Origin of the sequence: Lysinibacillus sp. VIII_CA (genome assembly GCF_049943995.1) — a bacterium.
Lineage (GTDB): Bacteria > Bacillota > Bacilli > Bacillales_A > Planococcaceae > Lysinibacillus > Lysinibacillus pinottii.
The window spans coordinates 77,296-91,678 of the sequence record NZ_JBNFXM010000005.1 but is presented as its reverse complement, the minus strand read 5'-3'; the positions used below and the strand labels follow the sequence as shown (position 1 = coordinate 91,678).

Annotated in this window: 13 protein-coding genes; 9 read left to right on the top strand and 4 right to left on the bottom strand. The window is 36.7% G+C overall.

Annotated elements, in window-relative coordinates:
• Positions 1–201 precede the first annotated feature (201 nt).
• The 5 genes from ACP3VS_RS09250 to ACP3VS_RS09230 all read left to right on the top strand — a co-directional run bounded on the left by ACP3VS_RS09250 (position 202) and on the right by ACP3VS_RS09230 (position 3,368).
• Positions 202–1,299, top strand: a complete 1,098-nt coding sequence (locus ACP3VS_RS09250) for an AI-2E family transporter (RefSeq protein ID WP_012295859.1) — start codon at positions 202–204, stop codon at positions 1,297–1,299.
• Positions 1,300–1,310: 11 nt separating this feature from the next.
• Positions 1,311–1,934 (top strand): NUDIX hydrolase, encoded by a 624-nt coding sequence (locus ACP3VS_RS09245; RefSeq protein WP_012295858.1) that lies wholly within the window; start codon positions 1,311–1,313, stop codon positions 1,932–1,934.
• 130 nt (positions 1,935–2,064) lie between these two features.
• Positions 2,065–2,526: a hypothetical protein gene (locus ACP3VS_RS09240; RefSeq protein ID WP_012295857.1), complete on the top strand. Its 462-nt coding sequence runs from the start codon at positions 2,065–2,067 to the stop codon at positions 2,524–2,526.
• Positions 2,527–2,549: 23 nt separating this feature from the next.
• Positions 2,550–2,741, top strand: coding sequence for a hypothetical protein (locus tag ACP3VS_RS09235; protein WP_012295856.1), 192 nt, complete (start codon positions 2,550–2,552; stop codon positions 2,739–2,741).
• Positions 2,742–2,759: 18 nt separating this feature from the next.
• Positions 2,760–3,368, top strand: coding sequence for an alpha/beta hydrolase (locus ACP3VS_RS09230; protein ID WP_036217643.1), 609 nt, complete (start codon positions 2,760–2,762; stop codon positions 3,366–3,368).
• 47 nt (positions 3,369–3,415) lie between these two features.
• Here the strand turns inward: ACP3VS_RS09230 and ACP3VS_RS09225 are convergent, their stop codons facing one another.
• The 3 genes from ACP3VS_RS09225 to ACP3VS_RS09215 all read right to left on the bottom strand — a co-directional run bounded on the left by ACP3VS_RS09225 (position 3,416) and on the right by ACP3VS_RS09215 (position 7,293).
• Positions 3,416–5,527, bottom strand: a complete 2,112-nt coding sequence (locus ACP3VS_RS09225; protein ID WP_036164811.1) for an MMPL family transporter — start codon at positions 5,525–5,527, stop codon at positions 3,416–3,418.
• Between the two features lie 107 nt (positions 5,528–5,634).
• Complete coding sequence (locus tag ACP3VS_RS09220; protein WP_012295853.1) at positions 5,635–6,651, bottom strand: inorganic phosphate transporter; 1,017 nt, start codon at positions 6,649–6,651, stop codon at positions 5,635–5,637.
• A gap of 21 nt (positions 6,652–6,672) precedes the next feature.
• Positions 6,673–7,293, bottom strand: coding sequence for a DUF47 domain-containing protein (locus ACP3VS_RS09215; protein WP_012295852.1), 621 nt, complete (start codon positions 7,291–7,293; stop codon positions 6,673–6,675).
• Between the two features lie 423 nt (positions 7,294–7,716).
• Between ACP3VS_RS09215 and ACP3VS_RS09210 the strand changes: the two genes are divergently transcribed.
• A complete protein-coding gene (locus ACP3VS_RS09210; RefSeq protein WP_012295851.1) occupies positions 7,717–8,403 on the top strand; it encodes an ABC transporter ATP-binding protein in 687 nt (228 codons plus the stop codon).
• 1 nt (position 8,404) lies between these two features.
• A complete protein-coding gene (locus ACP3VS_RS09205) occupies positions 8,405–9,724 on the top strand; it encodes an ABC transporter permease (RefSeq protein ID WP_197150624.1) in 1,320 nt (439 codons plus the stop codon).
• Between the two features lie 119 nt (positions 9,725–9,843).
• On the opposite strand, the gene ACP3VS_RS09200 is transcribed toward ACP3VS_RS09205, so the two are convergent.
• Positions 9,844–11,004 (bottom strand): class I SAM-dependent methyltransferase, encoded by a 1,161-nt coding sequence (locus ACP3VS_RS09200; RefSeq protein ID WP_325882055.1) that lies wholly within the window; start codon positions 11,002–11,004, stop codon positions 9,844–9,846.
• 189 nt (positions 11,005–11,193) lie between these two features.
• Here ACP3VS_RS09200 and putP point away from each other — a divergent pair, with 189 nt between their 5' ends.
• Both putP and hflX read left to right on the top strand, forming a co-directional pair.
• A complete protein-coding gene (gene putP / locus ACP3VS_RS09195) occupies positions 11,194–12,681 on the top strand; it encodes a sodium/proline symporter PutP (RefSeq protein ID WP_012295848.1) in 1,488 nt (495 codons plus the stop codon).
• Between the two features lie 137 nt (positions 12,682–12,818).
• Positions 12,819–14,105: a GTPase HflX gene (gene hflX, locus ACP3VS_RS09190; RefSeq protein WP_031416550.1), complete on the top strand. Its 1,287-nt coding sequence runs from the start codon at positions 12,819–12,821 to the stop codon at positions 14,103–14,105.
• Positions 14,106–14,383: the final 278 nt, after the last annotated feature.

The window sequence follows — 14,383 nt, the reverse complement described above, 5'->3', positions numbered from 1 at the left end:
AAATTCGCTACACTTCCACGATTAGTATAGTGGAAGTGAGCGAATTTTTTAGTTTGTCTGAAGGCGGCTTTTTAAGTAAACGCAAAAAATCTGATGATAAATTCGCTCAGAGAAAATTGATTGAGTCAAAACATACTAGGATACTTGCGAAATGGTTAATATATCAGTAGTATCTTGAGTAACGGCGATAAAAGGAAGTGAATGAAAGTGACGAGAAAGGTTTGGTTTCAGGTAGGTGTAGGGATACTGCTTACACTATTAATCATTAAATATTTTATAGAGATTCATTGGATTTTTTCACCACTAGTCATCATATTAAAAGCCATTTTTATCCCTTTATTACTGGGAGGGGTCTTTTATTATGTGACTGAACCGATTCAGAGATTTTTAGAAAAACGTAAATTTCCTAGATGGGCAAGTATATTGACAATTGTGTTTGGCCTAATAGGAATTGCAGGGATTTTTGGCTGGATTATTGGCAACCCGATTGCTGAACAGGTCAATAAATTAGTGAAGAATGCCCCGATGATTAGTTCTAGTATTAGTACGAGTATTCAGCAATTAACCGACTATGTACTGCTCAATAAAGATAACTTCCCACAGCAGGTAAATGATGTAATCGAAAAAATGGCGAATTCAGTGCAAGATGTTGCGATGGTGGCGAGTAAAGGGTTTATATCCTTTTTACAATCCATTGTATCAGTATCATTATTAGCTGTTTTAATACCATTCTTCTTTATTTTTATGTTGAAGGACCATGAGAAATTTGCACCATCTATTTATAAATATTTCAGTGGCGAACGTCAGCAATGGGTAAAGAAAACATTAAGTGAAATTGATGATGTATTACGTAGTTATATTCAGGGTCAACTGCAAATTAGCTTTTTATTAGCACTTATTATGTATGTTGGTTATTTAATTATTGGATTAGAGTATTCATTACTATTAGTAATCTTTGCGTTCTTTATGAATATGATTCCATTTATTGGGCCTTGGATTGCATTTACGCCAGCCCTAATCGTAGCGGTTATTCAGGATCCTATTTTAGTTGTTTGGGTATCCGTCGTGACGCTTGTTGCGCAGCAAATTGATAGTAATTTTATTACACCTAATGTTATGGGGAAATCGCTCGATATCCATCCACTAACTGTTATTACAATTATTCTAGCAGCAGGTAATATAGCAGGCTTTATAGGAATTATTATTGCTGTACCATTTTATGCAGTATTGAAAGTTATCGTATCCAATATTTATGATCAACGTAATGCGATTAAGAAAAAAGCAACGAAATCAGTATAGGAGTCGAAACAATGGAACAAGAAATTGTAAAGGTATTTAATGAACGGCATGAGGAAATTGGGACAGCTACAAGGTCGGAGGTGCATGAAAAAGGTCTTTGGCATGAGACATTTCATTGCTGGCTAGTTAACGAGGACTATATTTATTTTCAAGTACGAAGCTCTCAGAAAAAGGATTATCCAGGTTTACTCGATATTACAGCAGCAGGCCATCTTTTAGCTGTTGAAACAGTGGAGTCAGGTATACGGGAAGTAAAAGAAGAATTAGGGCTCCAAATAGATGTTGAAGATGTTGTCAAAATGGGCATGACCTCTTGCAGTATTGTTTCTGAAAATATGATTGATAATGAATTTTGCCATGTCTACATATATCCTTTCGAGCACGATTGGAATTCCTTTACTTTACAATATGAGGAAGTATCAGGTGTAGTGAGAGCAAGACTAAATGAGGCCGAAGCTTTCTTCTTGGGTAAAACGACGACACTTAATATTGAAGGATACGAATATTTCCCTGATGGTCAACGTGTCAAAATCGTCAGACCAGTTGGAACGGCACAATTTGTTCCTTATCGAGAACTATATGTCGCACATGTTATCAAATTTGCACGTGAAAAAATATTTAATCAAACATCCTAATTTGGGTAGGATAAGCTAGAACATAGCTTATCCTATTTTCTTTGTAAAAATGATGAGAATGTACACAATATAACAGGAAAAAATAAGTTATACTGTTAGATAGATTGTAAAGAAAAGGAGCATTTTTTATATGCTAACATTTGAACAAAAACAAGCAATTATTGAATCATTTTCTGAACTAACGAAAAAGGAAATATCATTAAAACGCTTAAATTATCACTTTATGGACAGTCTTTATGAAAAGACAATTGTAGTTGAAAAGCTCCATCCGAATGGCAATGGCTTTATCTTTGTTGGAGATTTATTGCGCTATGAGCAAGAGGCTAACAAAGGATTAGTAAATATCCGTGATTATGATGAGCAACAACTTCGTGAGATTATTGCGGATGCTATTCAATATCTATCTGAAGAGATAGAGACGGAAGAACCGATTATCGAGATTTGGCATAGTCGAGAGGGTGATCAATTACAGCTAGTATTTGAACAACGTTCTTGGAATGTCTACCATGGGGAAAATCTTGAAGAGGCGTTTGGTACGTATGATACAGCAAAAGAATATTTGCTAGAAGAAGGCTTTCGTAAAAAGAAATAATAAATACGGGGGATTATCATAAAATGAACGGGAAAAAACTAGTGGGAATTGTTATTGTTGTTGTGATTGTGGCGTGTTTACTATCAGTTTTTACTATAACTAATTTTTATAAAAACCATGAGGAACAACCAAATCGTGAAAATCGCGAAATTAATAAGTCGAAGAGCTTGAATTTAATTTTGCCACAGGCTACAATTATCTCGAATTCAAGATAATTGAGAGGTGGACTGTTAATGAAGCATATTTTTTATAAAGGTACGGATGAAACTAAACCCACTCTATTGTTGTTACACGGCACGGGCGGTAATGAAGAAAGCTTAATTGGACTTGCCAAGGAAATTGATGATACAGCCAATATATTAAGTGTACGAGGCAATGTACTAGAGCATGGAATGCCAAGGTTTTTCCGCCGATTAGCGGAAGGTGTCTTTGATATAGAGGATTTAATCATTCGTACAAAGGAACTGAACGATTTTTTGCACGAGGCATCACAGCAATATGGCTTTGATCGTCAACGAATTGTAGCTATCGGTTATTCAAATGGTGCTAATATTGCGGCTAGCCTATTATTCCACTACGAGGATGTTTTAGCAGGGGCAATATTACACCATCCAATGGTGCCAAGACGTGGGATTGAGCTACCGAAGCTTTCTGCAACCCCTGTTTTTATAGGGGCAGGTACGAATGATCCGATGTGTACAGCACAAGAATCAGAGGAGTTAGAGGTCCTTTTAAGTTCGGCCGGTGCGATGGTGACGACGAAGTGGTTTGATTTTGGACATCAGCTAACGATTCCTGAAGTACACGCAGCGAAAGAGTGGTATAACAGTATTTATGCATAGTGGAAAAATCCGCTTCCTTAAACAAGGAGGCGGATTTTTTTTATTATTTATTTTTCTTTCTTTGAGAAAGGAAGCCACCAATTCCAATCACCAAATAGTTTCATGAGACTTGGTACAAGCATAAGACGAATGATAGTGGCATCAATAGCAACAGCAATGGCTATACCTACACCAATTTGTTTTACAGGCATAACATCTGTGAAGGCAAAAGCTCCTGTAATAACAATCATAATGAGCGCTGCTGATGTAATAATCCTACTTGTGGATGTCAGTCCTTCTATTGTAGCGTGAGTATTGTTGGCACCTTTTAAATATTCCTCTTGGATACGAGAAATTAAAAATACTTCGTAATCCATACTCAAACCAAAAACAAGACAGAAAACAATAACTGGGATAATCAAGACAATGGATCCTGCTTCAATTCCAAAATGTCCATATTGGAAAATATAGACGAGTATTCCGAAGGCAGAGGAAAGTCCAATAATGTTCATAATAATGGCTTTTAACGGAATTAAAACTGAACGGAATGCCAGCATTAAAATAAAGAATGTAGACACGATGATAATGGCTATCGCTAAAACAATTTTATTAGCGATTTCATCAAATATCTCTTGGTTAAATTTTGCTGGTCCTCCGAGTGCAAAGTTAACACCTAAATCTTTATCCATCCAAGTTCTTGCAAATTTTTGAGCAATAGTGGAAGAGCCTGCTGCATCAATGGTTATGGGGATGAATAGCTTTGTATCTTTTGAAAAAGTTTGAATAACCGGTTTTAATTGTTCTGCCACCTGTGGGATTGCTAAAGAAGCAGAGAGTTCCTTAGGTGTTGGAATGTTTGCGGCTGTGTATATAGTTGAAACATTCGTAACGAGTGGATCCTTTAATAGTTTTTCTTGCATAGTGTAAATCAGTTCTCTAGCCTCAGCATCCTCCCAGCCTTCTTTCCGCTCAGCCAATAAATATAAAGTAGATGTTTCACCGAGTCCAAAGGTGTCATCTAATTTATCGTACGCTACACGTGCATCATATTTTGCTGGTAGGGAATCTACCTGAGGAATTTTTAATTGGATATCCTTTAATGGGAGCATGCCAATACCAAGTAATAATAATGCAGCAATGACGATAGCTACAGGATGTTTCATGACAAAACCTGCAAAGCTACGCCAGCGATTTGCTCCACCTGGTTTAACGCGTAGTAGACGCCATTTATTGAGTCGATCGCCTAAAAGCATCATGGTAGCAGGGAGTAAGGTTAAGCCGGAAAGAACAGCCAACAGGACTACTATTGTGCCTCCTAGGGCGATATTATGGAATATTTCAACATTAATAACGATCATTGCACCTAAACCAATCATGACACATACGGCAGAAAAAACGATGGAACGTCCTGCTGTCTGGATAGCAATCTGAATAGCTTCTGCAATAGATGTTTGAGCACGCTCTTCACGGTAACGATTAATAAACAATAGTGCAAAATCAATACTTAAAGCAAGACCAAGCATTGGAACAATATTTAAAACGAAAATGGATAAATTTACACTACCGCTGAGTAATGTCATAATACCGAAGGCAGTTACGACTGTAACAACCCCGATGATAATTGGCAAAATAGAAGCAATGACTGTACCAAAAGCCAATAATAGGACGATAATGGCGATAGGTAATCCAATGGCCTCAGCAGATGCCAAATCCTTTTGACTGGCTGTATTAATGTCAGCAGAAATAACTGGGCCACCTGTAATATGAACGCCGTCTTCTTCAATTAATAAACGGACATCCTCAACGATTTCTGATAGGTTATCAGCATCATTTCTTAGATGGACCATCGCATAGGCAATCCCGTCTTTACGCAAAGAAGAGTCATCTAATGGTGACTGGATAGAATGTATGTCTTTGATATCATTCAGCTTATTTAAAGTTTCTTCAATTTTCTTATCCTGAGCAGGATCGAAAACAACCAAGATTGTATTGGTTGGAATATCGAATGTTTTTGCTAGCTCTTTTGTGACATAGTTATGATCCGCTTCAACAAAAAATCCATCTCCCTGAAGTTTATCGGGAAGTTGTAAAGCAAAATAAGCCATTGCTAGAAAAATAATAATCCACAGGGCTACGATTGCTTTTGCATGTGTGGTAATAAAAGTTGAAAAAGTTTTCATAGTTATTTATGTATCCCCCTTTTTCAATTAGTTTAAAGGATGCGTCACATTTTGTCGTGTGACAAAGTAAAGACTCCTGTCCATTTATTAGACAGGAGCCTTTGTTATTAGAAGAATAATGATAGGACAAAATAAATAACGGATGCCATTACAGCTGAAATAGGCATTGTAATAACCCAAGTAGTAACAATCTTACGGGCCATTCCCCAGTTAACGCCACGTACACGCTGTGCAGAACCAACACCCATAATAGATGAAGAAATAACATGTGTGGTAGATACAGGCAGGTGGATTAGCGTTGCACCAAAAATAACTGTTGCTGACGCTAAATCCGCCGCTACACCATTAACAGGACGGATTTTCATGATCTTACCGCCGACGGTTTTAATAATTTTGTAACCACCAATAGATGTACCTAGACCCATAGCTGCGGCTGCTGCAGCACGTACCCAGAAAGGTATGTCATCACCGCTATGCAACCCTCCAGCAATTAATGCCATTGTCATAATCCCCATTGCTTTTTGTGCATCGTTTGTACCATGCGTGAACGATTGAATGGCTGCGGTGAAAATTTGCATCGTACGGAACCCTTTATTGGTACGATATAAATTAAGATTTTTAAACCATAATTTAAAAAGTGTCATCATAATAAAACCAGCACAAATAGCCAATATTGGTGAAAACACTAACGCCATAATGATTTTAGTAAAGCCACCATAATTTAACACATTAAAGCCAGCAGATGCGACAGCAGCACCTGCGATAGAGCCAATCAACGTGTGGGAAGAACTTGATGGAATACCGAAATACCATGTAAGTAAATTCCAAATGATAGCTGAAATAAGTGCGGCCAAAATAACGACTGAGCCAGTTGTATCTCCTTCAAAAGCATTTAAAGAAAACGGATCTACAATGTCTTTTGTTAAAGCTTTAGCAACCCCTACAAAAGTGATAGCACCGATAAAATTCATGGTTGCGGCCATGATGATCGCTACACGAGGTGGCAATGCTCGAGTGGAAACCGAAGTTGCAATAGCATTTGCTGTATCATGAAAGCCATTGATAAAGTCAAATGTTAGGGCAAAGATGACGACCAGTACGGTTAGTATAATGATTGTATTCATTGTAAAGTGCCCATCTCCTAATTATGCGTTACGCATGATGATTGTTTCCATAGTATTAGCTACGTTTTGACAATGATCAGCGATATCTTCAAGTTGTTCATATATATCTTTAAATTTAATGAGGCGAATCGGATCTTTTTCGTTTAGAAACAGTTGTTTAATGGAAGAACGTTGTACTTCATCACATTCACGTTCATAGTCTTTAATTAGAATGGCGTGTGGACGCATACCAATTAGATTCTTTTTCTTTAACTCTTCAGTTGCTTTAACAATTTCATCAGCACTTTTAGAAATATAGCCTAGAAAAGTGCGCATGGATTCATCAATCTCTGTGAGTGAAAACATTTCAAAATGGGCAATACAATGTTCAGTACCATCTAAAATATCATCCATACGAATGGCAAACTCTAAAATATCTTCACGCTCTATAGGTGTCATAAATGATTTGTTTAGCATTACGATCAGTTCGTGAATGAGCTTATCGCCAGCAGTTTCGTAATTTTTCATTGTAATGCTAATCTCTTTTAGGTCAGCTACACTGTTAATACGAAAATCATTTGCGTAATGCACAGCCTCTCTCATATTTTCAGCAATTTTATGCAATGCAATAAAGAAAGGGTCTTGTTTTTTTGAGTTAAGCATGTAAATCGAATCCTCCTGGATATAAATAAATTAATCGACCTCTAAACTTTACTATCATAACAAAATCTTTAATTTATCTACATAAAAATTTTATATTCGACATAAAAATTTACATTGCTGTAATATACAATTCGTTCACAAAATAAAGGGAGAACAAACTGTATTTGTTTTTAATAGTACAGATAAATTCCTTTATTCCTCAATTTATGTCATATCGTTAACAGTGTTTAGCACAGATATACGTGTGATTTACAATGAAAATGAGTAATAAAGCTACTTGAATTGTAAAGGGAATGTAAATTCAAATTGTTTGAGCAGGAGTCTCTCCTTATTCTTAAGAATATCTTCATTTTTATCCTTCCTCTTTATTAAGAATTGTTTTCTATAATGGGCAATGAGTGAGAAAGGAGTGTTTATTATCAAATGATTCAAGTTGAAAACTTACAACATACATTTTTAATCGGAAAAAAAGGGAAGGAAAAGAAGGTTCCTGTTTTAAAAGGTGTGAACTTTGAGGTTAATAAAGGAGAAATCGTTGCCATTGTCGGAAAAAGTGGCTCTGGAAAGTCAACTTTATTACAAGTTTTAGCTGGATTTATGAAGGTTGAGCATGGATCTATTAGGGTGAATGGTAAAGAAACGGCACAACTAAATGAAACAGAAAGTGCAGCATTTCGTTTGAGACAATTCGGTTTTATCTTTCAAAACTTTCAACTAATGCCTGGCTTGACAGCATTCGAAAATATTGAATTACCTTTAAAGCTACAGGGGCTGCGCAAAGCAATGAGAAAAGAAAAAGTAAAAAAAATAATGGACAAGGTTGGTCTAACAGAAGTGGCCGATCACTATCCAAATGAATTATCAGGTGGGCAGCAACAGCGTGTCAGTATTGCACGAGCGCTCATCACGAATCCTCCTATTTTGCTGGCAGATGAGCCTACAGGAAGTTTGGATTCAGAAACAGAGCAAGATATTTTGATGCTTATTCAAAGTTTAAACCGTGAGTTTGGGTTAACCTTTGTCATTATTACTCATGATGAAGAAGTGGCGACAATCGCACATAGGCGCTTCCGTATGTATGATGGCGAACTGGTAAAGGAGGAAGCTTAATATGTTATTTAAGGATCAATTAGACTTTGTCACACAGCACATAAAGAAAAATAAATTGCGTGTTTTTATGACGGTTCTAGCTGCTACAATGGGTTGTGCTTTCCTCATCGTACTAGCATCCGTAGGTTTTGGATTACAGGAATCATTACGTAATGAAATCCTTTCCAATGAAACAGTTACGAAAATTCAAGTATATGGGGATAAACAATTTACAGAGGATCAGATTCAAGAAATTAAAAAGATAGATCATGTGGAAACAGTACTTGAAACGGTAAGCGTGAATGCCTCTGCACATTCTTTTTTAGGTGATCGAGATACAACTTCTAGTTTAGTTTTAAATGATATGAAGGATTTTGAACAGGTGAATGGCAAGCTTGCAGAAGGTGCTTATCCAGCAAAGCCAAATGAAATAGTGGTAGGCTATCATTTTGCACAAACACTATTGAATGAGGCCGACCGCAATGTAATTAAAGAAAAAAGTAAAAAGGCTGAGGCAGAAGGCACCTATTATAATGGAAGCGATGAAGGCTATAAAAAATCATTAATAGGACAAACCATTGACATGTCACTATTGCCTAACACTGGTAACAATGAAGAATCGGCAAAAATGATCTATACAATTGTTGGCGTAATGGAGAAACCATCGTATGATTGGATGATTGATAATACGATTCATATGGACACAGCACAAAAACCAGCATTAGTTAAGAATCTGTCCGCTCTCGAAGATACAACCGCAGAGGAAATGTTTTACTCAGAATTTAATATTTTTGCTGATACATTGGAAAACGTAAAGCCCATTTTAGAGAAACTAAAAGATAGTGGTTACAGTGTCTATTCGGTGACGGAGCAATTAGATCAAATGAATGTATTTTTCTTAGTCTTAAAGATTGGTTTGATTTTTGTTGGTACAATTGCTGTGCTCATTGCTTCCATCGGTATTTTCAATACGATGACAATGGCTGTGACAGAACGAACTCGTGAAATAGGTGTCTTAAAAGCGATTGGTGCAAGTCCAAAATTAATCCAACGCTTATTTTTAATGGAAAGTACGTTTATTGGGCTTTTAGGTACCTTCATTGCGGTAATCATTTCATATGCCATTAGTTTTGCTGCCAATGCAGTGCTGCCTCTGATTCTAAAAGCAGCCACGGGAGAAGATGCATTTGCAACAAATGATATTACATTTTCTCTTATTCCATGGCAGTTAGTCGTTATTGCAGCAGCTATTAGTATTGGAGTAGCGATGATCTCCGGTTATCGTCCTGCTCGTAAGGCGACGAAAATTGATGTCATCCATGCTTTACGACAAGAGCTATAATGAAAGAGATTCAATAAGGATTGAATCGTCTTTGACTGTAGACAAAACCATCGAGACGTTTTCGCGCTCGATGGTTTATTGTATTGTAAAGAGATGGTTCGGATTGCCTTTTTAGTCTGTTATAAATACTCGTTTAACTCTGTTTGTAAAAATGGTGTTGCATGTAATAAATTTAAGAAAGCATCATAGTTGGCACGTTGCTCTGTACTTGCTTTTTTGCCTGTTCGGTATGCTCGAATTAAAATATTTTTGGGCGTATTTTCCATATCAATAAATTCAAGAAGCTGTGCCTCATAGCCAACAAGGGACAAGATTTCAGCCCGAATGGAATCTGTAGCAAGGGCGGCGAAACGCTCTCGTACAAGACCGTGTTGTAACATTATCTCCAATGATGGCGTATTTAGTTGACGATTTAATTCATGTTGACAACAAGGAACACTTAATATGACGCTTGCGCCCCATTTCACGGCACGCGCTAAAGCCATATCTGTGGCAACATCGCAAGCATGCAGTGTTACGACCATATCTACAGAGGTTTCCTCATTATAATCATTAATATCTCCTACAAGAAATTCAAGCTGGTCATAGCCTAAATCTTGTGCTATTCTTGAACACTCTTCAATAATCTCCTTTTTCAAATCTAAGCCTGTTACACGTATATCTAAACCTTTTTCAATTTTTAAATAGTGGTATAAAGCAAAAGTTAAATAGGATTTGCCTGATCCAAAATCTAATATACGAACTTGCCGGTTTTTTGGTAAGTAGGATAAAGCATCGTCAATAAATTCAATAAAGCGGTTAATTTGCTTAAATTTATCGTATTTTTGTTTTTTAACTTTTCCATCCTCTGTTTGCACCCCAAGTCGGATTAAAAATGGGTAAGGTTGATCGTCCGAGAGTAAATAATTTTTTTTACGATTATGTGCTAGATTTACCTGCTTTGGTGTAGACGATTGATCGGATTTCCAAAGTACTTTATTCTTTTTTGATAATTGCACTTGTACTTTTTCATCAATAAAATCAACATGGGCTTGACGATAATCTTCGAAAATATCCTCCAGCTTAGCGGGAAATTCGGTCAATTGAATATTTTCATGTTTTAAAATTCGTTCATATTGGTATTCAATTTGTATATGATAACTATTCTTTAACATTAATGGCTTTAACTTAATGCGTTTAACTTCATTAGATTTCATGCGGGGTTGACTGATTGTAGCAGTAACTAGCTGTTGCTGTAAAATTCTTTCAATGAGATGAGCTTTCATTTCTTCAAATATCATACATTTTCGCCTACTTTGTTGTGTAATAGATGGCACTAGTTTAACACATTTTATAACGAACAATGTTTTTGAAAAAATTTTCACAAAAATTCTGAGTAATTATAGGTGGAGTTGTATATTCATGGTATCTTTATGTATAGTAATTCTTTATGAATTGGTGATACTAAAGACTGAATAGGAGGAAAAAGTATGTCAGATAATATGTATCAATTATTAGCAATTATTATTTATATGGTCGCCATGCTGGTGATCGGCTGGTATGCATTCGTTAAAACTTCCAATTTAACGGACTATATGCTTGGTGGTCGTTCCTTAGGTCCGGCTGTAACGGCACTAAGTGCGGGTGCGGCGGATATGTCTGGCTGGCTTTTAATGGGCTTACCTGGTGCTATTTTTTTATCAGGTCTTGTGGAAGCCTGGATTGCCATTGGGTTAACGGTAGGCGCATATTTAAACTGGTTATTGGTAGCTCCACGGTTACGTGTTTATACACAGGTTACCAATGATTCCATTACCATACCGAGTTATTTGGATAATCGATTACGTGATCATACGAAGTTGATCAGAATTGCTTCAGGTATTATTATTTTAATATTTTTTACATTTTATGTATCTTCTGGGATGGTAGCAGGAGGAAAATTTTTCGATAGTTCGTTTGGTTATGAGTATCATACAGGTTTGTTAATCGTTTCGGCAGTAGTGGTAGCCTATACATTGTTCGGCGGATTTTTAGCAGTAAGTTATACTGATTTTTTACAAGGACTTATCATGTTTCTAGCACTTATTGCTGTACCACTATTTGGTCTTTTTGTAACAGGTGGAATAGGGGAAACAATTACTTCTATTAAAGCGGTTAGCCCAGATCTTTTAAACATGTTACCTGCCACTGCAACAGCAGCCGGTATTATCTCCTCACTTGCCTGGGGATTAGGCTATTTTGGGCAGCCACATATTATTGTGCGCTTTATGGCCATCAGCTCTGTAAAAGAAACAAAGCAGGCCCGTCGTATTGGTATTGGGTGGATGATGTTAAGTTTATTTGGTGCAATTGGGACGGCGTTGGTAGGGGTAGCCTATTATGAACAAAATGCAGGTGAGCTAAAAGACGCTGAAACAGTATTTATTGTTCTGGGACAAATTTTATTCCATCCATTTATAGCTGGAGTTATGCTAGCAGCAATTTTAGCTGCTGTAATGAGTACTATTTCATCGCAATTAATCGTTACCTCTTCGGCGCTTGTAGAGGATATTTATAAAGCGTTGTTTAACAAAACAGCAACTGATAAACATTATGTTTTTGTAGGACGTATCGCTGTTCTAGTTGTTGCGATTATTGCAGCGGTTTTAGCTTGGAATCCAGATAGCTCCATCTTAAGTCTAGTTGGTTTTGCATGGGCAGGATTTGGTGCAGCATTTGGACCAGTCATTTTGCTTTCTTTATATTGGAGGAAGTTAACGAATTACGGTGCTTTAAGCGGAATGGTAACTGGTGCTGCAACAGCATTTATTTGGGGGAAAGTTGAATCGTTATCAAGTGCCTTATATGAAATTGTGCCAGGCTTCTTTGTATGTTTAATTGTTGCGGTTGTCGTTAGTATATTGACGTATAGACCTAATGAAGAAATTGAAGAAGAGTTTAGCCGTTCGGAAGAATTATTAAAAGAAGAAAGAAAATAAGGGAAATGCGCCTTTACAGAGAGGCGCATTTTTTGAAATGTTTTTCGTAAAGTTCTGAACATACGTAAAGCTGTAATTTATGGTAAGATGAAGAAAATTTGTCGTAGGGACACCGAGGTTTTGGTGGGAGGTTTCTAATGGATAGAATTAAGGAAGTTGATGTATTAATTGAAAAGGCCATACTCGTTGGCGTAAATTTACGTAATGATGCGCACTTTAATTACTCGATGGAAGAGCTTCGAAATTTAGCAGAGGCACTAAATGTGGAGGTCGTAGGGGTAGTTACGCAAAATTTAGAGCGTGTGACACCTTCCCATTATGTTGGTACAGGTAAAATAGAAGAAATCAAAAATTTCTATGAAGAAGCACAAGCAAATCTCATCATTTTTAATGATGAGCTGTCTCCTTCGCAAATCCGTAATTTAGAGCGTGATCTAGCAACGAAAGTTATTGATCGAACAATGCTTATTTTGGATATTTTTGGCAGAAGGGCAAAAACACGAGAGGCGCAAATGCAGGTAGAATTAGCACAGCTACAATATATGCTCCCGCGCTTAGTGGGCTTACATGCTTCTTTAAGCCGTCAGGGTGGAGGGACAGGCGGTGGCTTCAAAAACCGAGGTGCTGGGGAAACAAAGCTTGAATTGGATCGTCGGAAAATAGAAGATCAAATAGCGAAAATCAAAAAGGATCTAGAGCAGGTCAAGGATCAACGTGAAACGCAGCGTAAACAGCGTCGAAAAAATGCCCTTCCGGTAGTGTCTATAGTTGGCTACACTAATGCTGGCAAGTCAACGATTATGAATCAATTGTTGGCTGAGATAGGCCAAGAGGAGCATAAACAAGTCTTTGAGAAGGATATGCTTTTTGCTACACTTGAAACATCAGTTCGACAGATTGAGCTACCTGATAACAAGACATTTTTATTAACAGATACAGTTGGGTTTGTCAGCAAATTGCCCCACCATTTAGTAAAGGCGTTCCGCTCCACATTGGAAGAAGCAAGAGATGCAGATCTTTTATTACACGTCGTAGATGTTTCCAATTCAGAGCATGGTTTTATGATGGATGTTACAAATGAAACGTTAAAAGCGGTTGGTGTTGAAGGTATTCCAACCATTTATGTTTACAATAAAGCTGATCTTGCTCAAGTGCCTTACCCTGTTGTAAGTGGCGATAATATATGGGTATCAGCAAAGGAAGCGGTAGGGCTAGAAGAGTTAATTCAATTAATTCGTCAACATATTTTCTCCAATTATGTGACATGTGAAATGCTCATACCTTATGACCAAGGAAATATTGTTTCTTATTTAAATGAACATGCCTCTGTTTCTAATACAGCATACGAAGAGGGTGGTACATTATTATCCCTTGAAGTTAAAGAAGCGGATTATGCAAAATATCAGCAATACGTCGTAAATTAAAAAATGAAAAAATAACCTGAAGCATGCCAAAAGATTTTGGCATGCTTTTTGTGATTAAGGGGAATATAGAATCTAGATCAACAGCCTGTAGCATTTTAATAATTGTTAGAAAAAATAGTTTAAAATTGTATAAAAAGTTATAAATCTGAATTATAAATATTTTAGAATAATTTAATGTTCAGAAAACAAGTGTGGGCTATTGAAGTGTGAGAAAACTTAGATATATCAAAGGATTTAATAATTATCGAAATAAACAATCAGAATTTAAAGAAAAATGA